This is a genomic window from Pseudomonas subflava (genome assembly GCF_023823685.1).
Classification (GTDB): domain Bacteria; phylum Pseudomonadota; class Gammaproteobacteria; order Pseudomonadales; family Pseudomonadaceae; genus Aquipseudomonas; species Aquipseudomonas subflava.
Genome location: NZ_JAMXBF010000009.1, coordinates 266,491 through 287,002, shown reverse-complemented (window position 1 = coordinate 287,002; position 20,512 = coordinate 266,491). Strand labels below are relative to the sequence as shown.

Annotated in this window: 14 protein-coding genes; 2 read left to right on the top strand and 12 right to left on the bottom strand. The window is 65.9% G+C overall.

Features of this window, described 5'->3' with window-relative positions; all coding sequences use genetic code 11:
- Positions 1-30: 30 nt before the first annotated feature.
- Together NF616_RS14820 and NF616_RS14815 are read right to left on the bottom strand one after the other, a co-directional pair.
- Positions 31-2,772, bottom strand: coding sequence for a peroxidase family protein (locus NF616_RS14820; protein ID WP_252274058.1), 2,742 nt, complete (start codon positions 2,770-2,772; stop codon positions 31-33).
- Positions 2,773-2,906: 134 nt separating this feature from the next.
- Positions 2,907-5,540 carry a winged helix-turn-helix domain-containing protein gene (locus NF616_RS14815; RefSeq protein WP_252274057.1) on the bottom strand — a complete coding sequence of 878 codons (2,634 nt, stop codon included), beginning with the start codon at positions 5,538-5,540 and terminating at the stop codon, positions 2,907-2,909.
- 275 nt (positions 5,541-5,815) lie between these two features.
- Between NF616_RS14815 and NF616_RS14810 the strand changes: the two genes are divergently transcribed.
- The gene (locus NF616_RS14810; RefSeq protein WP_252274056.1) at positions 5,816-6,475 is read left to right on the top strand and encodes a type II secretion system protein N; all 660 of its coding nucleotides are present in this window, start codon (positions 5,816-5,818) and stop codon (positions 6,473-6,475) included.
- Complete coding sequence (gspD, locus tag NF616_RS14805) at positions 6,472-8,430, top strand: type II secretion system secretin GspD (protein ID WP_252274055.1); 1,959 nt, start codon at positions 6,472-6,474, stop codon at positions 8,428-8,430. Before NF616_RS14810 ends, gspD begins: the two co-directional genes overlap by 4 nt.
- A gap of 62 nt (positions 8,431-8,492) precedes the next feature.
- Here gspD and NF616_RS14800 read toward each other — a convergent pair whose 3' ends face one another.
- The 10 genes from NF616_RS14800 to NF616_RS14755 form a co-directional block, all read right to left on the bottom strand.
- A complete protein-coding gene (locus tag NF616_RS14800) occupies positions 8,493-9,704 on the bottom strand; it encodes an O-succinylhomoserine sulfhydrylase (protein ID WP_252274054.1) in 1,212 nt (403 codons plus the stop codon).
- A 14-nt stretch (positions 9,705-9,718) separates the two neighbouring features.
- Complete coding sequence (gene purF / locus NF616_RS14795) at positions 9,719-11,224, bottom strand: amidophosphoribosyltransferase (RefSeq protein WP_252274053.1); 1,506 nt, start codon at positions 11,222-11,224, stop codon at positions 9,719-9,721.
- A gap of 32 nt (positions 11,225-11,256) precedes the next feature.
- Positions 11,257-11,820 carry a CvpA family protein gene (locus NF616_RS14790; RefSeq protein WP_252274052.1) on the bottom strand — a complete coding sequence of 188 codons (564 nt, stop codon included), beginning with the start codon at positions 11,818-11,820 and terminating at the stop codon, positions 11,257-11,259.
- Between the two features lie 92 nt (positions 11,821-11,912).
- Positions 11,913-12,527, bottom strand: a complete 615-nt coding sequence (locus NF616_RS14785) for an SPOR domain-containing protein (RefSeq protein ID WP_252274051.1) — start codon at positions 12,525-12,527, stop codon at positions 11,913-11,915.
- Positions 12,511-13,809 carry a bifunctional tetrahydrofolate synthase/dihydrofolate synthase gene (gene folC / locus NF616_RS14780; protein WP_252274050.1) on the bottom strand — a complete coding sequence of 433 codons (1,299 nt, stop codon included), beginning with the start codon at positions 13,807-13,809 and terminating at the stop codon, positions 12,511-12,513. The genes NF616_RS14785 and folC overlap by 17 nt, the downstream gene beginning before the upstream one ends.
- Positions 13,806-14,681 carry an acetyl-CoA carboxylase, carboxyltransferase subunit beta gene (accD, locus tag NF616_RS14775; RefSeq protein WP_252274049.1) on the bottom strand — a complete coding sequence of 292 codons (876 nt, stop codon included), beginning with the start codon at positions 14,679-14,681 and terminating at the stop codon, positions 13,806-13,808. The genes folC and accD overlap by 4 nt, the downstream gene beginning before the upstream one ends.
- 134 nt (positions 14,682-14,815) lie before the next feature.
- Positions 14,816-15,436, bottom strand: coding sequence for a phosphoribosylanthranilate isomerase (locus tag NF616_RS14770; protein WP_252274048.1), 621 nt, complete (start codon positions 15,434-15,436; stop codon positions 14,816-14,818).
- A 56-nt stretch (positions 15,437-15,492) separates the two neighbouring features.
- Positions 15,493-16,350, bottom strand: a complete 858-nt coding sequence (gene truA, locus NF616_RS14765) for a tRNA pseudouridine(38-40) synthase TruA (RefSeq protein ID WP_252274047.1) — start codon at positions 16,348-16,350, stop codon at positions 15,493-15,495.
- Positions 16,351-16,353: 3 nt separating this feature from the next.
- Complete coding sequence (locus NF616_RS14760) at positions 16,354-19,260, bottom strand: FimV/HubP family polar landmark protein (RefSeq protein ID WP_252274046.1); 2,907 nt, start codon at positions 19,258-19,260, stop codon at positions 16,354-16,356.
- 155 nt (positions 19,261-19,415) lie between these two features.
- Entirely contained in the window at positions 19,416-20,420 is a 1,005-nt protein-coding gene (locus tag NF616_RS14755; RefSeq protein ID WP_252274045.1) for an aspartate-semialdehyde dehydrogenase, read from the bottom strand.
- Between the last annotated feature and the right edge of the window lie 92 nt (positions 20,421-20,512).

Sequence of the window (20,512 nt, the reverse complement as noted above, 5' to 3'; positions counted from 1 at the left end):
TCGGCCGGGGTTCTTTCTAGCAGGCTCCTGTTACTTGTCTTCGCTGCGCTGGTGCTTGAAGAACACGCCGTTGTCGCCGAATGCGGAGGCAATGAATGGCGAGGTCAGCTCCATCTCGCCGATCTTCACCGCGCTGTTGCGACGCTGCTGGGCGTAGCTGCGGTTGGTGGACGGCAGGATCGAGGTCTTGATCGCCATCGAGGTGGCGTAGACGTCATAGAGCTTGGTACCGGCCGCCAGAGTCGTCAGATCGCTGCGGAAGTCATGGGGAGCAGTGGAGAACAGGTTGCGCAGCTCGGGCTTCGGCACGAAGTAGATCTGCGTCGGCGCCTTGACCGAGCCCACGGCCTGACCGGTCTGGGTGACTTCGGCCATGTCGTCGACCCGCAGCAGGGTCGGCTTCAGGCTGACCAGCGAGAACAGCAGCGTGGTACCCAGGGTGTCGTTGGTCTCCGGCAGGACGAACTGCGAAAGCTCGTTGGCGAAGAAGTTGTGGTTGCTGCCCTGCCCGCTCAACGTATAGAGAGCCGAGACGTTCTGCGACGGTTTGCCATCGACGAAGGCCTTCCAGGCCAGGCCAGGCTGGAAGCCGTTGGTGGCCGGGTCGCCTGCCACGGACAGGCGCAGCAGCCCGTTGTCGGCCCCCTGGAACAGGCCGGTGTAGGGATTACCTGGCACGGCGTTGAACTTGACCTTGGCCATCACGCCGTTGGGGTGCATGGCCTTCTCGTAGCCAGCCGGGGCCACGTCGGTGCGCTCCTGCACCTTCTTCCACAGCACCGAGCTGATCAGGCCACCGATGTCCACCGGCGGGATTGCCGGCAGCTCGCCTTCGGCGTACTGGCTGCGCAGGGCGCCGTTGACCCACAGGTTGTCGGCCTTGGCCTTGGCCGGCCAGGTCTCGTAGTCGGCCGGAATGTTCAGACCCCAGGGTTTGAACGCGTTCTCGACACCCACCAGGCTGCCGTCCAGCTCCGGGTTGTGGCGCTTGATCACGTCGACCATGGTGGTGTTCTCCACCCAGGCCAGGCCTTCGGCGGTATAGATCTCCGGGCGATAGTCCTTGGTGTAGAAGCGGTCGGTCATCAGGCGGCGCGAGGCGTTCATGATGAAGATCTGGAAGGCGGTCTCGCCGAAGGCGAAGCCGTCCGGACGCACGGTTTCGGCCAGCATGCCGACCAGGGTGTCGATCTTCTCGATGTCGTTGCCGTAGACGCGCTTGAGGTTGGCCAGAGTGGCGGCGTCCTTGGTCAGGTCCTCGAACTTGGTGATCGGATTGAGGCCGATCTGGCGACGGAACTCGTTGTAGCGCGGCACGCCACGCTCACGATCACGCAGCACGTCGATGGTCGCCAGGTCGATGTTGCCGACGATGGGCATCGACAGGTTGCGCAGGAAGTTCGGGTAGTTGTTGAGAGTCAGCGAACCCGGGTTGGTGATGCCGAAGGAGTACCACAGGCGATCGGCATGCTCGTCCGCCAGCAGGTCCTCGGCGTCGCCGTCACGGGTGTCCTGCAGCGGCACGGAACGGGAGATGACGTTGGAGCCGATGTCGTAGACATCGATCTTGTCGCGCATCAGCGGGTGCATGCGGTAGACCGCGACGAACTCTTCGGTCAGGGTGTAGGGCACACCGTAATTGTTCGGATTGGTCGAACCGACGATGCCGGCCAGGGCATGGTCGATGGCCGAACTGCCGGCCTGGCTGCCGTCGATGCCGAGGATGCGCAGGATGAAGGAGTTGGAGCTGGCCAGGTCCTCCTGCAGCATGCGCGCCTCGTCCTGGTACTTGTCACGCTCCGGACCGGAACCCAGCAGGCCCCACCAGTTAGCGTACATGGCACGCTCGGTCACCGGGTTGGCGATCACCGCCGGCGTCCACTCCACGGTGTGGATCTTGGCCATCAGCGCAGCGTTGACCAGGCGGGCATGGTCGTACAGCCACTGGTCGTCCTTATCCGGATACTTCTGCTTGAGCATGGTCGCGATGGCGTTGTGCTCTTTGGTGAAGAGCTGGTGCAGCATGCTCAGGCCGACCCACCAGTTCTCGTTGAAGCCGGTGACCGGCTTGCCGCTGAGGAACTCGGCCGGCAGGGTGCCGTCCGGGTTGATCTTCAGCTTGCCGTCGACGAAGGCGCGAACCTCGTCGTTGGCTTCCTTGCTGCTGCCGTAGAGCTGCGAACCATCCCACCAGTGGGTGATGTGGTTGCGGTAGGTGGCCGGTTTGCCGGCTTCGTCCGGGGTGCGGGTCGGGTCAGTCGGAGTGCGGCGCACGGACAGGGTGCCCGAGCCCAGCGGGTCGCCGGCCGGCAGCGGCACCTGGATCGGGTTGGATTCGGCGTTCGGACCGTGCTCGACCCAGTCATGCACCATGAACTGGATCCACGAGGCGGCGATGAAGTTGAGGCTGGCCGCCGGCTTGAACTCGCCGCGGGCCATCAGCACGTTACTCACCTCCCGCGGGTTGGGACTGAGCAGCGTGTCGGACTCGGTTTCGCCGTGGGTCACCGCGGGGTCGACGTTGCGACCGAAGCGGCGGAAGACGGAGCCTTCGGCGGGGTTGGACAGAATGTTACAGGTACCGTCTTCGGTACGCGCCACCTGACTGCGTGCGTCACAGGTGATGTTGGCGTTGGCCGCGGGCAGGTTGTCGACGTCGAACAGGTTGTTCTTGAACAGCACATCGCGCTCGAGCGCGAGTGTGATCAGGCCGGCATAAATGCCCAGGGTGCCGAATTTGACCAAGCTCGGCCAGGTGACCCACACAGACATGGCGTTATCTCCCGGAATTATTCTTGTACTAATACGGTTGGGCCGGAGGATCCGGCTGCCGGGAGATTAGGGATTCGCCAGCCCCCCTCCCCCCTCCCGCAGGAGGGGGAAGCGGGAATCGGGCGTACCGCCTGTCAGGCGCCGCGCTGCTGCATGGCGAGGATGGCCTCGGTGCGTCCCGAGAGGTTGAGCTTCGAGTAGATGTTCTTCAGGTGCCACTTGGTAGTGGACAGGGCGATGCCGGTACTGGCGCTGATCTCGGTGTTGGACAGGCCCTTGAGCAGGCAGGCGAAGATCTCCGCCTCCTTGTCGGTGAGCAGGCTCACCAGGTCCGGCAGTGCGGCTGCCGGCGCCTTGCTCTCGGCCAGGAGAAACTCGGCATAGGCGTCGCGATAGGCCTCCGGCACCTGCAGCTGGCCCGAGCGCAGCAGGCCGAACACGGCTTCGGCGAAGCCGGGCGCCTCGTCGAACACCGAGCGGTTGATATTGACGATGCCGAAGCGCTCGACCAGGGCCAGCAGCGCCTTGATCTGCTGCTCCTCGCTCTGCTGCGGCGCGCTCTGCACCAGCAGGTTGGCCTCCACCACCAGCGCCCGCGCCTTCATCTCGCTCCGCTGTAGCGACTGAGCCAGGACCTTGAGGATGCGGCAGGCGCGCGGCTGGGCACCGCGCATCACCAGCCAATAGACGGCGGCGAGGCCATAGCGCTCCCAGCATTCGTCGTAGGGCCGAACCCTCTCCCATTCCCCCGCCGCCAGGCGCTCCTCGATGCCCAGGCGCTGGGCCAGCACGTCCAGAGCCGCCGGACGGCCGTCGAGATAGGCCTGGCGCATGCTCTCCTGCGCCACTTGGCTGGCGAAGCGCGCATAGTTGCCGAGCTGCAGGATGCGCGACAACTGCTCCAGCAGGCGCCCGGCGCGCCCCTGGGACTGGCGCCGATAGAGCAGGCGCGACAGGGTGATGTGCACGGTGGCGATGGTCTCGGTGGCCGACGACGAGGTGACCATCGCCATCAAGTCCTCGCACAGCTGCTGGGCGGCGCCCAGCTGGTTCTGCTCGTACAGGGCCACCACCATCGCGGTGGCACGGTTGACCCAGGCCGGCGAGGAACGCTCGGTGCGCTGATAGTCCTGGCACACATCCTTGCGCGCGCTGGTGGCGCGGCCGGCGTTGCGGTTGCACAGGGCGATGATCAGGTCGGCGTAGCTTTCCAGGAACAGCTGGCCGGTGCGCGCGAGCAGCGTCTTGGCCTCCAGCGCCAACTGGATCGACTGCTCCAGGCGCCCGTTCATCAGGTGGTGATAGGCGAGAATGGTCATGGCCAGGGCGCGCACGTCCGTGGAGATGCCCGGGGCCAACAGGTCGCTCCAGCGCTCGCCGGGGTCGAAGGCCAAGTCGTGCTGGAACAACTCGAGATTGAGCACCAGCAGCTGGCGCGTCGGCTCGTCCATGCCCGGCCGCCCGACGCAACGCGCCGCCAGTTCGTCGACGCAGTAACGGGCCTGATGGAAGCGCCGCGACAGGGTCAGCGCCAGGATCATTGGCACCAGCAGGCGCGGCTGCTCGCACAGCTCCGCCTCGCTCAGCGGCTCCAGCCACTTCAGCACCTCGGCGAAATGGCCACGCCGTACCCACTGCTCGCCGGCCTCCTCCAGCAGGCAGTGGAACAGGGCCTGATCGCCGCTGCGCTGAGCATGCTGCAAGGCCTGTTCGAAGTCGCCGCGCCCAAGGAAGAACAGGGCCGCGCGGCGCTGCAGCAGCGGCATCTCGTCGGGCTTGTGCAGCGCCAGGCGCTTGGCCAGGAAGTCGTGCAGCAGCGCGTGGTAGCGGTAATAACCGGGATGCTCGCCGACCGGCAGCATGAACAGCTCGCGGGCGGCCAGCTCCTCCAGCAGCAGGGCAGAGCCGCTGCGCTCCAGCACCTGGTCGCACAGTTCGCCGTCGAAGCGCTCGAACAGCGCGCAACTGAGCAGGAAATCGAGCATCTGCGGTGACAGCCGCTTGAGCACGACATGGCCGAAGTAGTCGACGATCTCCGGCTGGCTGCCGTTGAAGCGCTCCAGCGCCACCGTACCGAAACGTGCGTAGGCCAGCAGCGCCACCTTGACCCCGGCCATCCAGCCCTCTGTCATGGCCATCAGGCTGTCGACGTAGGCCGGGCTGAGCTCCGGCCCGCCCAGGTGCGCGTTGAGCTGCTGGATCTGCGCCGGCGACAGGCGCATGTCGTGCTGGTCGATGCACAGTAGCTTGTTCTCCAGCTTCAAGCGACTGAGCGAGAAACCGGGATGGTTGCGGCTGGAGATGATCACCCGAGTGGCGGCCGACAGCCGCTCGAGCATGGCCGAGAGCACCTCGAGGATGGTCGGCTGGGCGATGAACTGGAAATCGTCGAAGACGATGTAGAGACCGCCCTCGATGCGGTTCAGCGCGTCGGCCAGATACTCGCCGACGACTTCCGGGGCCTGATACATCTCGGCGGCGAACGGGTTGAACCAGGAGACGTCGAAGTCTTCGACCTGGGCGCGGATGCTTTCGGCCAGGTGGCGGAAGAAGCGCACCGGCTCGTTGTCACGCGCCTGCAGTGGATAGTGCACCACACTGCGTCTGAGCGTGCCCGCCTGCCATTGGCTCAGCAGCGTCGACTTGCCGGAGCCGGCGGGTGCCAGCAACACGGTCAGGGGAAACTGCTCGCAATGATTGAGCAGTTCCAGCAGTTCCTCGCGGGCGAATCCCGCCGGAACCGGTGTGGGCGGCTTGCGATCTTCCATGGCAGTGATCCGTCAGGCTTATTTTTATTGTTGAACGGGGAGCACGTACGGGCCGATGATAGCGGGTCGAATCACAGAAGTTTCGAAACGTTTCACGCTTCGCGTCTGCAATGCGACGCACGGCAACAGTGCGCCAGCGCGCAGATAGACGAGCAGGTCGCCATGGATCGGGATACTTGCGTTATGGTTGCCGACGCCCGCAGAGTACGGGCCGAATCGATGCGGAACAGCAGTAGTCCGCACGCAATAAGAAAGCATATCGGGGGAACCATGCCTTGAGCGCCATCAGCACCCGACTCCCCGCCTGGCTGCAACGCCACGGCGTGACCGGCCTCTGCCTGCTCGTAGTGCTGCTGATCACCCTGAGCCTGACCCGCCAGAGCGTCGACCTGATGCGCCTGCTGCGCAGCGAGGCGACCAGCGAAACCGCCGCCAGCACCCGCACCGAAGTCCAGCCGATTTCGCTGCAGCGCCTGCAATACCTGTTCGGCACTCCGGCCCTGCCGACCGGCAGCGCGGAAAACGCGCCGCCCACCAAGCAGCAACTGACCCTGCTGGCCAGCTTCGTCAGCCCCGACGCCCAGCGCTCCACCGCCATCATCCAGGTCGCCGGCGACAAGCCCAAGCGGGTCGGCGTGGGCGACGAGATCAACGCCAGCACGCGCCTGCACGCGGTCTACCAGAGCCACGTCGTGCTCGACCGCGACGGCAGCGAGGAGAGCCTGCATTTTCCCGCCATCCGCCAGCCCTCGCTGACCCCCTATTCCGCTCCTTCGCAGTTCGACATGCAGGAGCCCACCGCCGAGCAACTGGAACAACTGCAGGACGAAGACGTGCAGGCCCTGCAGGAGCGCATCCAGATCCTCCAACAACGCATGGAAGGCGAAGGCGACCTGCCGCCGCCCGACGAGCCGGAAGCCGAAGAAAGCCCATGACCGATTCCAAGTTCCTGCACAAACGCCTACCCCTGGCCCTCTTGCTGGCCGCGAGCTGCATGGGCGCGCCGATGCCCGCCGCCTTCGCCGCCGAGCCCGCGGCGGCGACCACCCAGGCCCCCGCCGAGACCTGGACCATCAACATGAAGGACGCCGATATCCGCGACTTCATCGATCAGGTGGCGGAGATTTCCGGCGAGACTTTCGTGGTCGATCCACGGGTCAAGGGTCAGGTCACGGTCATCTCCAAGACGCCGTTGGGGCTGGAAGAGGTCTACCAACTGTTCCTCTCGGTGATGAGTACCCACGGTTTCAGCGTGCTGGCGCATGGCGATCAGGCGCGTATCGTGCCGATCACCGAGGCCCGCAGCGGCGCCAACAGCAGCCGCTCGGCGCCCGACGACGTCCAGACGGAGCTGATCCAGGTGCAGCACACCTCGGTCAACGAGCTGATTCCACTGATCCGCCCGCTGGTGCCGCAGAACGGCCACCTGGCAGCCGTGGCGGCCTCCAACGCCCTGATCATCAGTGACCGCCGCGCCAACATCGAGCGCATCCGCCAATTGATCGACGAGCTCGACGCGCGCGGCGGCGGCGACTACAACGTGATCAACCTGCAGCACGCCTGGGTGCTGGACGCGGCAGAAGCCTTGAACGCCTCGGTGATGCGTAACGAGCGCAAGGACGGTGCCGGCACCCGGGTGATCGCCGATGCCCGCACCAACCGCCTGATCATCCTCGGCCCCCCGGCGGCCCGTCAGCGCCTGGTCAACCTGGCCCGCTCGCTGGACATCCCCAGCACCCGCTCGGCCAACGCCCGGGTGATCCGCCTGCGCCACAGCGATGCCAAGAGCCTGGCGGAGACCCTCGGCGACATTTCCGAGGGACTGAAGGCGCCGGAAGGCGGCGGCGAGGCGGCCAACAGCAAGCCGCAGAACATCCTGATCCGCGCCGACGAGAGCCTCAATGCCCTGGTCCTGCTGGCAGAACCGGACACCGTGGCGACCCTCGAGGAAATCGTGCGCAACCTGGACGTACCACGCGCCCAGGTGATGGTCGAGGCGGCCATCGTCGAGATCTCCGGCGACATCAGCGACGCCCTCGGCGTGCAGTGGGCGGTGGACGCGCGCGGCAGCACCGGCGGCCTGGGCGGCGTCAACTTCGGCAACACCGGCCTTTCCGTGGGGACCGTGCTGCGCGCCATTCAGAACGACGAGATTCCCGAAGACCTGACCCTGCCGGACGGCGCCATCATCGGCATCGGCACCGACAGCTTCGGTGCGCTGATCACCGCCCTCTCCTCCAACAGCAAGAGCAACCTGCTGTCGACGCCGAGCCTGCTGACCCTGGACAACCAGCAGGCGGAAATCCTGGTGGGCCAGAACGTGCCGTTCCAGACCGGCTCCTACACCACCGACGCCTCAGGGGCGAACAATCCGTTCACCACCATCGAACGCGAGGATATCGGCGTGACCCTCAAGGTCACCCCGCACATCAATGACGGCGCCACCCTGCGCCTGGAGGTGGAGCAGGAGATTTCCTCCATCGCCCCGAGCGCCGGGGTCAACTCCCAGGCGGTGGACCTGGTGACCAACAAGCGCTCGATCAAGAGCGTGATCCTCGCCGACGACGGCCAGGTGATCGTTCTGGGTGGCTTGATTCAGGACGACGTCACCAGCACCGACTCCAAGGTGCCGCTGCTGGGCGACATTCCCTTCCTCGGCCGCCTGTTCCGCTCGACCAAGGACACCCACATCAAGCGCAACCTGATGGTGTTCCTGCGCCCGACCGTGGTGCGCGACCGCGCCGGCATGGCCACCCTCTCCGGCAAGAAGTACAGCGACATCAGCGTGCTGGGCGCGGACGAGGACGGCAACAGCACCCTGCCAGGCGATGCCGTGCGGCTGTTCGACAAGCCCGGCGCCGCCGCCATCGACCTGCGCGAAGCGGAATAATAAGGACGCCCATGAAAAACGCCGCTCGATGAGCGGCGTTTTTCATTGCGGACCCGGATTTCTCAGAGTGCGGCGAGGCCGCGGGCCAGGTCGGCCTTGAGGTCGGCAATGTCTTCCAGCCCCACCGCGACGCGGACCAGGCTGTCACGGATGCCGGCATTGGCCCGCTCCTGCGGCGACAGCCGGCCGTGGGAGGTGGTCGCCGGGTGGGCGATGGTGGTCTTGGTGTCGCCGAGGTTGGTGGTGATGGAGATCACCCGGGTCGCGTCGATGAAGCGCCAGGCCGCCTCCTTGCCGCCCGCGACCTCGAAGCTGACCACCGCACCGAAGGCGCTCTGCTGACGACGGGCCAGTTCGTGCTGCGGGTGGCTCGGCAGGCCGGCGTAGTAGACCTTGTCGATGCCCGGCTGGGTCTCCAGCCACTGGGCCAGCTCGAGAGCGCTGGCGCTCTGCGCCTGCATGCGCACACGCAGGGTCTCCAGGCCCTTGAGGAACATCCAGGCATTGAACGGGCTGAGGGTCGGGCCGGCGGTACGCAGGAAGCCGACCAGCAGCTCCATCTGCGCGCGGCGCCCGGCGACCACACCTCCCAAGCCACGACCCTGACCATCGATGTACTTGGTGGCCGAATGCATGACGATGTCGGCACCGAGCTTGAGCGGCTGTTGCAGGGCTGGCGTGCAGAAGCAGTTGTCCACGGCCAGCAGCGCGCCGCGGCTGTGGGCGATCTCGGCCAGCGCCGCGATGTCGACCAGTTCGGCCAACGGGTTGGACGGCGATTCGACGAACAGCAGCTTGGTGTTGGGCTTGAAGGCCGCTTCCCAGGCGCCGAGGTCGGCCAGCGGCGGATAATCGACTTCAATGCCGAAGCGCTTCAGATACTTCTCGAACAGGCTGATGGTCGAGCCGAACACGCTACGCGACACCAGCACGTGGTCACCCGAGCTGCACAGGCTCATCACGATCGCCAGGATCGCGGCCATGCCGGAAGCGGTGGCTACCGCCTGCTCGGCGCCCTCCAGAGCGGCGATGCGCTCCTCGAAGGCACGTACGGTGGGGTTGGTGTAACGCGAGTAGACGTTGCCCGGCACCTCGCCGGCGAAGCGCGCGGCGGCATCGGCGGCACTGCGGAACACATAGCTGGAGGTGAGGAACATGGCTTCGCCATGCTCCGCCTCAGGCGTGCGGTGCTGGCCGGCGCGCACCGCCAGGGTGTCGAAGCCGACTCCTTCGAGGTCGCTGTCCAGCCGTCCCGCTTCCCAATCCTGGCTCATGGCTGCTCCCGGCCTCAGTCGTTGTGCAGATCGATAATGGCGCTGACCATCGGGCTGCCCGCCTTGGCCGCATCGTTACGCGCCTGCTCGATCTTGTTCAGATAGTGCTCGCTGACGTCACCGGTGACGTACTGCCCGTCGAACACCGCGCAGTCGAAATGCTCGATCTTGATCTTGCCACCGCCCACGGCCTCCTTCAGGTCGTCGAGGTCCTGATAGATCAGCCAGTCGGCACCGATCAGTTCGGCCACTTCTTCGGTGTTGCGGCCGTGGGCGATCAGCTCGTGGGCGCTCGGCATGTCGATGCCGTACACGTTCGGGTAGCGCACGGCCGGTGCCGCCGAGCAGAAGTAGACGTTCTTGGCGCCGGCCTCGCGGGCCATCTGGATGATCTGCTTGCAGGTGGTGCCGCGGACGATGGAGTCGTCCACCAGCATCACGTTCTTGCCGCGGAATTCCAGTTCGATGGCGTTGAGTTTCTGGCGCACGGATTTCTTGCGCGCGGCCTGGCCGGGCATGATGAAGGTGCGGCCGATGTAGCGGTTCTTGACGAAGCCCTCGCGGAACTTCACGCCCAGATGGTTGGCCAGCTCCAGGGCGGAGGTGCGGCTGGTGTCCGGGATCGGGATGACCACGTCGATGTCGTGGTCCGGGCGCTCGCGCTGGATCTTCTCGGCCAGCTTCTCGCCCATGCGCAGGCGCGCCTTGTACACCGACACGCCGTCCATCAGCGAGTCGGGGCGGGCCAGGTAGACGTGCTCGAAGATGCACGGCGAATACTGCGGGTTCGGCGCGCACTGGCGGGTGTGCAGCTTGCCGTCTTCGGTGATGTACACCGCCTCGCCCGGGGCCAGGTCGCGGATCAGGCTGAAGCCGAGGACGTCGAGGGCGACGCTCTCGGAGGCGATCATGTACTCCACGCCTTCGTCGGTGTGACGCTGGCCGAAGACAATCGGGCGGATCGCGTGGGGGTCGCGGAAGCCGACCACGCCGTAGCCGGTGATCATCGCCACCACGGCATAACCACCGCGGCAGCGGGCATGCACGCCGGCGACGGCGGCGAACACGTCTTCCTCGGTGGGCTGCAGCTTGTTGCGCACCGCCAGCTCGTGGGCGAACACGTTGAGCAGCACTTCCGAGTCGGAGTTGGTGTTCACATGGCGCAGGTCGGACTCGTAGATCTCGCGCGACAGCTGCTCGACGTTGGTCAGGTTGCCGTTGTGCGCCAGGGTAATGCCGTACGGCGAGTTGACGTAAAAGGGCTGCGCCTCGGCGGAGCTGGAGCTGCCGGCGGTGGGATAGCGCACGTGGCCGATGCCGACCTTGCCCACCAGGCGCTGCATGTGGCGTTGCTGGAACACATCGCGCACCAGGCCGTTGTCCTTGCGCAGGAACAGACGTCCGTCGTGGCTGGTGACGATGCCGGCAGCGTCCTGGCCGCGATGCTGGAGCACGGTAAGCGCGTCGTACAGGGACTGATTGACGTTGGACTTACCGACAATACCGACGATGCCGCACATGTGACGCAACCTCTGTGTTGTGAATCGGAAACCTATAGGCTCTCGGGCAGTTTGGGCTGCGAGAGCACGTCCTTGAACGGCAACTCGGGCGTATCCGTGATGCCGCTGGCGAGCCACTGACTGGTCAGGCTCAGGATAAGATTCTTCGACCAGTCCGCCACCATCAGGAAATGCGGCAGCAGGGTCGACTGCTGCCACCACTGATCCTGCTGTACCGGTGCCAGGCTCACCAGCCCCACCAGTACCACCACCAGCAGAGCCCCGCGCGCCGCGCCGAAGACCATGCCGAGAAAACGATCGGTGCCCGACAGGCCGGTTACCCGGATCAGCTCACCGATGAGGAAATTGATCAGCGCCCCGACCAGCAGGGTCACCACGAAGAGAATGGCGCAGGCCGCGATGACCCGCATCGACGGCGTTTCTACGAACCCGGAAAGATGCTGCGACAGGGCCCCACCGAACATCCAGGCAACCACGCCTGCGACGATCCAGGTCAGCAGCGACAGGGCTTCCTTGAAAAAGCCGCGGCGCAGGCTGATCAGACTGGAGATGGCGATAACGGCAATGATCGCCCAATCGACCCAAGTGAATGCCACGTTGCTGCCTACAGACGGGAAAGGCGGCGAATTCTAGCAGAGCGTGCCCGGCCGGGTAAGCCGGGGCCGCTATATGGACTCGATAGAGGAAATCAGCCGTTTTCCGGCTGGAAGCGCACCACGAAGCCCTTGAGGTTCTGCTGACGGTTGAGCTGGTCACGCAGGCGGTCGGCCTCGGCGCGCTCGATCACCGGGCCGACGAACACCCGGTTCATGCCGTCGAAACTGCGGATATAGGCGTTGTACCCGCCACTGCGCAACGTCTGCTGCAGCTTCTCCGCGCCAGCGCGGCTGGACAGGCTGGCCAGCTGGACCGACCAGCTGACCGGCAGGTTGTTGGCGTCCAGCCCGCTGGCTGGCTTCTGTTCGGCCGGCGCGGCGGCCGGCGGCTGGGCAGGCGCCTCGGCCTGCGCCGGAGCCTTGGGTTCGGCCGCCGGCTGCGACGGAGCGGCGATTGGCTCGCTGGGGGTCTGCGGCACGGGCTCCACCGGCGGCACTTCGTCTGCGGGCACCGGCTCGGGCACGCTCACCGGGTCCAGCGTCACTTCCGGCATGACCGGTTTTTCCGGCATGGCTGGAGCGTCGACCGAGATCTGGCGCAGATCGTCTTCACGGGAAAACAGCATGGGCAGGAAGACCACCGCGAGCGCCACCAGCACCAATGCACCGACGATTCGCTGTTTGAGCCCCTTATCCAGCACTGCCATTGCCCGCCTCCGCCTGTTGGCCGAGCCACTCCAGGGCCTCGGCCACGCAATAGAAAGATCCGAACACGAGGATCTCGTCGTCCTCGCTCGCCAGGCCACACTGTACCAGCAATGCCTCCGCTACGTTGGAGCAGGCTCGCACGTCGGCGCCGAGATTGCGCAGAGCGGCCTCCAGCTCGCCGACCGTACGGGAGCGCGGGCAATCCAGGGGCGCCACCGCCCAGCCCTGAATCTCCAGGCGCAACGGCGCCAGCACCCCGGGCAGGTCCTTGTCCGCCAGCAGGCCGAATACCGCCAGCCGACGGCCCTTGGGCGGACGCGCCGCCAGGCGCGCTGCCAGGTAATCGGCGGCGTGGGGGTTGTGGCCGACGTCCAGCAGCAGGTTCAGCGTTCTGCCCTGCCAGCTCAGTTGGCGACGATCCAGGCGACCGGCCACGCGAGTGGCGCGCAGCGCATCGGCCAGGCGCTCCGGCTGCCAGTCCATGCCCAGCGCGGCATAGGCCTGCAGCGCCATGGCGGCGTTCTGCATCGGCAGATCCAGCAGCGGCAGGTCGCGTAGCTCCAGCACCTCGCCTTCGGCAGTCAGCCCCCGCCAGTGCCAGGCACTCTCCGCCACGGTCAGGTCATAGTCGCGGCCACGCAGGAACAGCGGGCAGTCGAGCTCGGCGACTCGCTGCAGCAACGGCAGCGGCGGCTCCAGGTCGCCGCATAGCGCGGGCTTGCCCTGCCGTAGGATGCCCGCCTTCTCGAAGGCCACCGACTCGCGGGTGTCGCCGAGCCAGTCGGCATGATCCAGACCGATACTGGTGACCAGCGCCAGGTCGGCGTCGACCAGATTGACCGCATCGAGTCGCCCGCCGAGGCCGACTTCCAGCACCACGGCGTCCAGCGCGGCGCGCTCGAACAGCCAGAAGGCCGCCAGCGTGCCCATCTCGAAATAGGTCAGGGATATCTCGCCACGTCCGGCCTCGACGGCGGCGAAGGCGTCGCACAGCTCGTCGTCACGGGCCTCGCGCCCGTCGAACTGGACCCGCTCGTTGTAATACAGCAGATGCGGCGAGCTGTAGACGCCAACCTTGAGCCCCTGCTGGCGCAGCAGAGATGCCAGGAACGCACAGGTGGAGCCTTTGCCGTTGGTGCCAGTGACGGTGATCACCAGAGGGGCCGGCTTACCCAGGCCGAGCCGGCGAGCGACCTCGCGGGAGCGCTCCAGCCCCATGTCGATGGCACTGGGGTGCAGCTGCTCCAGGTAACTCAGCCAGTCGGCGAGGGATCGACTCATGCAGTGGCCGCGGGGGTGGGCAGATGCTGCAGTTGCGCCAGCAGTCGGCCCAGGCGCGGGCGCAGATCCTTGCGGTGGATGATCATGTCGATGGCGCCGTGCTCGAGCAGGAACTCGCTGCGCTGGAAACCTTCCGGCAGCTTCTCGCGTACGGTCTGCTCGATTACCCGCGGGCCGGCGAAGCCGATCAGGGCACGCGGCTCGGCGACGATCACGTCACCGAGCATGGCCAGACTGGCGGAAACGCCGCCGTAGACCGGGTCGGTCAGCACGGAAATGAAGGGAATGCCTTCCTCGCGCAGGCGCGCCAGCACGGCACTGGTCTTGGCCATCTGCATCAGCGAGATCAGCGCCTCCTGCATGCGCGCGCCGCCGGAAGCGGCAAAGCAGACCATCGGGCAACGCTTCTCCAGGGCAACGTTGGCGGCACGCACGAAGCGCTCGCCGACGATGGCGCCCATGGAGCCGCCCATGAAGCTGAACTCGAAGGCACAGGCCACGATGGGCATGCCCTGCAGCGTACCGCTCATGGATACCAGCGCATCCTTCTCGCCGGTTTCCTTCTGGGCGCTGGCGAGGCGATCCTTGTACTTCTTGCTGTCGCGGAATTTCAAGCGGTCCACTGGCTCCAGCTCGGCACCCAGCTCCTCACGACCGTCTTCGTCCAGGAACAGATCGAGACGGGCACGCGCGTCGATGCGCATGTGGTGGTTGCACTTGGGGCAGACATCGAGAGTCTTTTCCAGCTCCGGGCGATAGAGCACGGCATCGCAGGACGGGCACTTGTGCCAGAGTCCTTCGGGCACCGAGCTCTTCTTGACCTCGGAACGCATGATCGAGGGGATCAGTTTTTCTGTCAGCCAGTTGCTCATGCTTACTCTCCGTAGCTGTTGCGGCGGGCCGTTCGGCGACCCGGGCGAATCTGGTTCAGGCCGAGGCTGGCTGTCGCCACCCTCCGGCAGGGGCACAATGGCTTATGGACGGCAGGCATCAGGCCGCCGTCACATCAACCGCCACGCGCCGCGCGAACGAACGCGCCGATCTTCTCCGCATCCTTGATGCCCTTGCTCGCCTCCACCCCGCCACTCACATCCACCGCGTAGGGGCGCACCCGTGCCACCGCCTCGGCGACGTTGCCCGCGTGCAGACCGCCGGCCAGGATCACGGGCTTGGCCAGGTTCTCGGGAACCAGGGACCAGTCGAACGCCTCGCCGGTTCCGCCGGGCACGCCCTCGACATAGGTGTCCAGCAGCACGCCGCTGGCACCCGGATAGCGATTCACCTGGACGGCGATATCGTCGCCGGCCTTGACCCGCAGCGCCTTGATATACGGGCGGCCGAAGCCCTCGCACAGCGCTGCCGGCTCGTCGCCGTGGAACTGCAGCAGGTCCAGCGGCACCTGAGCGAGGATACGATCCAGCTCGGCGCGATCAGCATCGACGAACAAACCCACAGTCGTCACGAACGGCGGCAACGCCGCGATGATCGCCTGCGCCTGCTCGATGCCTACCGCCCTTGGGCTCCTGGCATAGAACACCAGGCCAATGGCGTCGGCACCGGCAACAGCCGCGACCAGAGCATCCTCGACCCGGGTGATCCCACAGATTTTGACGCGAACGGCTGTCAACGTGACGGCACCTTCTGCAAAAGAAAAATCGATGGTAGCAAAGCCGAGAAGCAGTTTCAGCCGAAGCTTTGCGGCAGCGCCGAGAGAAAATGCGGACCCAGATAGCGCTCCGGCAGCTCGAACTCCTGCGGATATTCCACCTGCACCAAGTACAGACCGTAGGGATGGGCGGTGACACCGCCAGCCCGGCGGTCCCGCGCCTCGAGCACTTCGCCCACCCAACCGGGCTCGCGCTCACCGGCGCCGATGGTCATCAGCACTCCGGCGAAGTTGCGCACCATGTGATGCAGGAAGGCATTGGCGCGCACGTCGATGACGATGAAGCGGCCGTGCTCGATCACCTCCAGGTGATGCACCGTCTTCACCGGCGACTTGGCCTGGCACTGCACCGCGCGAAACGAAGTGAAATCATGGGTACCCACCAAATGCCTGGCCGCCTCGCGCATGCGCGCAACATCTAGCGGGCGATGGTTCCAGGTGACCTCCTCGGCCAGATGCGCCGGGCGAATCGGGTCGTTGTAGATCACGTAGCGATAGCGCCGGGCGCAAGCCTTGAAGCGCGCATGGAAGTCGGCCGGCATGGCCTTGGCCCAGGTCACGCTGATGTCCGGCGGCAGGTTGGCGTTGGCCCCCATCACCCAGGCCTTGAGCGGGCGCTCGGCATGAGTGTCGAAATGCACCACCTGGCCACTAGCGTGGACGCCCGCATCGGTGCGCCCCGCGCACATCAGGCCGATCGGCTCGGCGGCCACCTGCGACAGCGCCTTCTCGAGCGCCGCCTGTATCGAGGGCACGCCGGACTCCTGGCGCTGCCAGCCACGATAGCGGGCACCTTTGTATTCGATACCGAGGGCGATTCTGGAAACACCAGGGGCGGCCGTTTCGGCCGCCCCTGATGATGGTGCTTCGGACATGGATCAGCTCAGCTTGGAGATCAGCTCGCGCGCTTCCTGCTGCTGGCCTTCGCTGCCCTCGGCGATCACCTCGTCGAGGATGTCGCGGGCGCCTTCGCTGTCGCCCATGTCGATATAGGCACGGGCCAGGTCCAGCTTGGTAGCGGTCTCATCGGTACCCGAGAGGAAGTCGAAGTCGTCGTCCATGTCCAGGCCTGCGGTGGAGGAGCCGGTATCCGGCTGTACGACAGGCTCGTCGGCCAGGTCGCCGCTCAGCTCGTCCAGCTCGGCAGAGACTTCGTCCAGCTGCGCGGCGAAGCTGTCTTCGGCCGGCGTTGCGGGAGTCTCGTCAGCCAGCGACAGGTCGAAGTCCGCCGGCATGTCCGGATCGGTTTCGACGCCCGACGCCAACGGAGCGACGGGTTCGTCGTCCAGGCTCAGCAGGAAGTCGTCTTCCGCGGCGGTCTCGCTCGGCTTGGTCTCGCTGTCGAGGTCCAAGCTGAAATCCGCCAGATCGTCTTCCAGCGCCAGGCTTTCATTCGAGGTTTCATCGCTCAGATCGAGATCGAAATCCATGCCGGTATCAGTGTTGGTCGGTGCCGCCGGGGTATCGAAACTCAGGTCGCTGTCCAGCGTCAGCTCGTCGAGAGAGCTGTCGCCACTGGCGAGCGGCGACGGCGAATCGAGGCCGGCGTCCAGATCGTCCAGGCTCAGGTCGAAGGAGTCGTCCAGATCGGCCGAAGTGGCGGCCGGCTGAGCGACGGGCTCGTCCAGGGTCAGGTCGTCCAGGCTAAAGCTGTCCAGATCGTCGTTGCTGGAGGCGATGGCCGCACCACCAGCCACGGCCGCCAGAGCCATGGCCGGGTACTTGAGTTTCAGCTGCTCGACGGCACCAGCGGCGCCGCCGATCTCGCGCAGCTCCTGCTCCTGACGGGCAAAGCCTTCGCGATCGCCGAGCTCCGCATACACCTCCATCAGTTTCAGGCGCAGGTCGCTGCGATGGGGCTCGTCGTTGATGGCGTTATGCAGCAGCTCCGCAGCCTGGGTGAATTTGCCGTAGGCGATGTAGATGTCGGCCTCACCCAGTGCATCGGTGGTCTGCGGCGCGACGCGCTCTTCGGCCTGTTCGCGAACCACCGTCTCGTCGGAGGCATCGTCGAGACCGGCGAAGGCGTCGCCCTGAAGATCCATGTCGTTGGCGAAGGCATTGTTATCCTGATCGGCGGCCAGGCTGTTCTGCAGCTCGGCTTCCTTCATGGCGTTGCGGCGCGACAGCACCATCAGGCCGATCAGCAGCACCAGCAGCGCGCCACCGCCGACGGCGCCGAGCAGCATGGGGTTGGCCAGCAGCTGATCGAGCATGCCTTGCGGCTCGGGCTCCGGCGCCGGGCTCACGGGCTTGGCCGGAGCGGGCTTGGCCGGCTGCGGGGCAACTGCAGGCTTCGGCGGTTGGGCTGCAGGGGCTTGTGCAGCGGGTTTCGACGGCTCGGCGTCCGGCGCAGCCGGCTGGGGAGCCGGAACGGGAACGGGAGCAGCACCCGCGTCGACACCGGGTTGAGCCGGCGCGGTGTTCGGCGCGGTCTCTTCGTAATTGAAATCGGTCGCCGGCTTATCCGTCGGCGCCACCGCGCCAGGCTTGACTTCCGCTGGCCTGGCATCGTCGCCCGGGGCGGCAGGCTGTGCGGCTTGCGGTTGTGCCGAAGCTGTCGGTGCAGCCGGAATGGCTGGCGCTGCCGGAGCGGTCGCCTGAGCCGGGGCCGTCGCGGCACCCTGCTGAGCCAGTTCGCCCTGCAGCTTGGCCAGCTGACTGTCCTTGAGTTCGATCAGGCGCTGGGCCTTTTCCAACTGGCTCTGCAGATCGTCCAGACGGCTCTTCAGCTCTTCGCTCTCGCGGCGGCTGGAGTCCAGGCTTTCCTTGGTAACGGCCAATTGATCATTGAGCGCCTTGGTGTCGCCCTGCCCCTTGTCGCTGCCGGCGGCGGACTTGCCACTGTCGGCGGCAACCAGTTTGAGGTTGTCCTTGACCTCAGCCTTGGCCGGGGCCGCACCGGCGCTGTCGCGCTTGGTCGCATCGAGCTGGCGAGAGGCGCTGGCGGCGACGCTGCGACCTTCGCGCCAGGCGGTGTTCTGCTCGGCGACCTGAGCCAGCGCTTCGGCCTGGCTGCGGCTGTTGATCTGGGCGTCGGTCGGCAGGCGCAGCACCTGGCCGCTCTTCAGGCGGTTGATGTTGCCGCCGATGAAGGCATCCGGGTTGAGATCCTGGATCGCCAGCATGGCCTGGTGGACGGAGCCGCCCTGGCGGCTGCGCTGGGCGATTTCCCAGAGGGTGTCGCTGGAGGTGGTCTTGTACTGGTCGCCATCGATGCGGCTGGCAGCCGCCGGAGCGGGAGCCGAGGGCGCGACGGGGCGCGACGGGGCGCTGGGCGCCTGGGTAACGGGACGCGGAGCCGGAGCGCTGGCCTGCGGGCGTGGCGCCGGCGCAGCGGCGACCGGCAGGCGCGGCGCGCTGCTGACCACGGGTGCCGGGGCATACATGGGCGGGTCCAACAGCAGGGTGTACTCGCGCAGCAGGCGGCCATTCGGCCACAGTACTTCCACCAGGAAGTTGACGTAGGGCTCGCGCACCGGCTTGGTCGAGGTGACGCGAATCACGCTCTTGCCATTGGGCTTGATGACCGGAGTGAACTTCAGATCGGTCAGGAAGTACTGACGATCTACACCGGCCTTGTTGAACTCTTCAGGCGAGGCCAGGGTGGGGATTACTTCGTTGGGCGCCAGATCGCGCACTTCGAGCAACTCGATTTCCGCTACCAGCGGCTGGCTCAGCGAGGACTGCAGGTCGATTTCCCCCAGCCCCAGTGCATATGCCGTACCCGAGGTCAGCGCGGAAGCAGCCGCAATTGCAAGCACCAGTTTGCGAACCCGAACCATAGCGTAATCCCTTGTTTTATCTTTTTTTCTCGACGTACCGAGAGGATTTTGAAGTCCGCTGCCTATGCTCGCCGTGAGGCGACTCCCCGCCAGCGGACTACCAAACCAGTATTGCCAAGCTAGAATAAATCTTCAAATTTGGGGCTAAGTATCTTTTACAGATAGTGTTTTATCAACAACTCACCAATTTGCACAGCATTGAGCGAAGAGCCTTTTCGCACATTATCTGACGCAATCCACAAATTGAGCTCCGCCGGATCGTCCAGCCCGACACGCAGTCGCCCAACATACAGCTCGTCCTGCCCCACCGCGTCGCCGACGACGGTCGGATAATCGCCCTCCTCCACCCGTTCAATGCCGGCCTGTCGATCGAGTAGACCGGCGACCTTGTCGAGCTCGACCGGCTCAGTCGCCTCCACGCAGACGGCAAGGCTGTCGCCGAAGAATACCGGCGCGAGACTACAGTTCACCGACACTTTCAATCCGTTGACGCCCAGCACGCTTTTCAGCTCCCGGGCGATGCGCAGCTCGAGGGCGGCATGACCGCCTTCAGCTTCCTCCCCGACCCGCCCCAAGACATTGAAGGCGACCTGACGATCGAACAGCTGCGGCTCCAATGGGCGCATGTTGAGCAGCTCGGTGGTCTGCCGCGCCAGCTCGGTGATCCCGGCGCGCCCCAGGCTGGACACGGCGAGAATGGCGTTGAGCCCGACCCGGCGCAGCGTGAGTACCGAACGCAGCGGTGCGAGCACGGCAGCCAGGGTGGTGGCGGCTGGCGCCGGACTCGCCAGCAGGTAGGGCGCGCTCAGCCCGGCCAGGGCCTGGGCATTGGCTTCGGGCACTACGGGCAGCGCTTGCTCGAGGGCACCGCTCAGATCGATCACCGAGCAGCCCTGCGAATGAGCCTGCACTGCGTACTGGCGGCTGACCGCCTCGCCGGCCGCGAAAAATGCCAGCTGCACTTGCGCGAAGTCGAAACCGGACAGCGCGCGCACCCGCAGGTTTTTGCCGCGGAACGCCACGGCCTGGCCCGCCGAGTCGTCACCGGCCAGCAGATACAGATGGCCGACCGGGAAATCGCGCTCCTCCAGCAGTTGCACCAGCGTCTCGCCAACGGCGCCGGTGGCGCCGATCACGGCGATATCGAAAGTCTTGGACATCGGAAAACCCCGGAGAAAGATGGCGGCACTCTAACCGGCCGCTGCGCAAAATAAAAAGGCCGGTCATGGACCGGCCTCGGGTATCCCGGCGG

Excerpts from the sequence above, each read along its gene's own strand:
- NF616_RS14820 (WP_252274058.1), bottom strand. The coding sequence starts at position 2,772 with ATGTCTGTGTGGGTCACCTGGCCGAGCTTGGTCAAATTCGGCACCCTG.
- NF616_RS14815 (WP_252274057.1), bottom strand. The coding sequence starts at position 5,540 with ATGGAAGATCGCAAGCCGCCCACACCGGTTCCGGCGGGATTCGCCCGC.
- gspD (WP_252274055.1), top strand. The coding sequence starts at position 6,472 with ATGACCGATTCCAAGTTCCTGCACAAACGCCTACCCCTGGCCCTCTTG.
- NF616_RS14800 (WP_252274054.1), bottom strand. The coding sequence starts at position 9,704 with ATGAGCCAGGATTGGGAAGCGGGACGGCTGGACAGCGACCTCGAAGGA.
- purF (WP_252274053.1), bottom strand. The coding sequence starts at position 11,224 with ATGTGCGGCATCGTCGGTATTGTCGGTAAGTCCAACGTCAATCAGTCC.
- NF616_RS14785 (WP_252274051.1), bottom strand. The coding sequence starts at position 12,527 with ATGGCAGTGCTGGATAAGGGGCTCAAACAGCGAATCGTCGGTGCATTG.
- folC (WP_252274050.1), bottom strand. The coding sequence starts at position 13,809 with ATGAGTCGATCCCTCGCCGACTGGCTGAGTTACCTGGAGCAGCTGCAC.
- accD (WP_252274049.1), bottom strand. The coding sequence starts at position 14,681 with ATGAGCAACTGGCTGACAGAAAAACTGATCCCCTCGATCATGCGTTCC.
- truA (WP_252274047.1), bottom strand. The coding sequence starts at position 16,350 with ATGTCCGAAGCACCATCATCAGGGGCGGCCGAAACGGCCGCCCCTGGT.
- NF616_RS14760 (WP_252274046.1), bottom strand. The coding sequence starts at position 19,260 with ATGGTTCGGGTTCGCAAACTGGTGCTTGCAATTGCGGCTGCTTCCGCG.
- NF616_RS14755 (WP_252274045.1), bottom strand. The coding sequence starts at position 20,420 with ATGTCCAAGACTTTCGATATCGCCGTGATCGGCGCCACCGGCGCCGTT.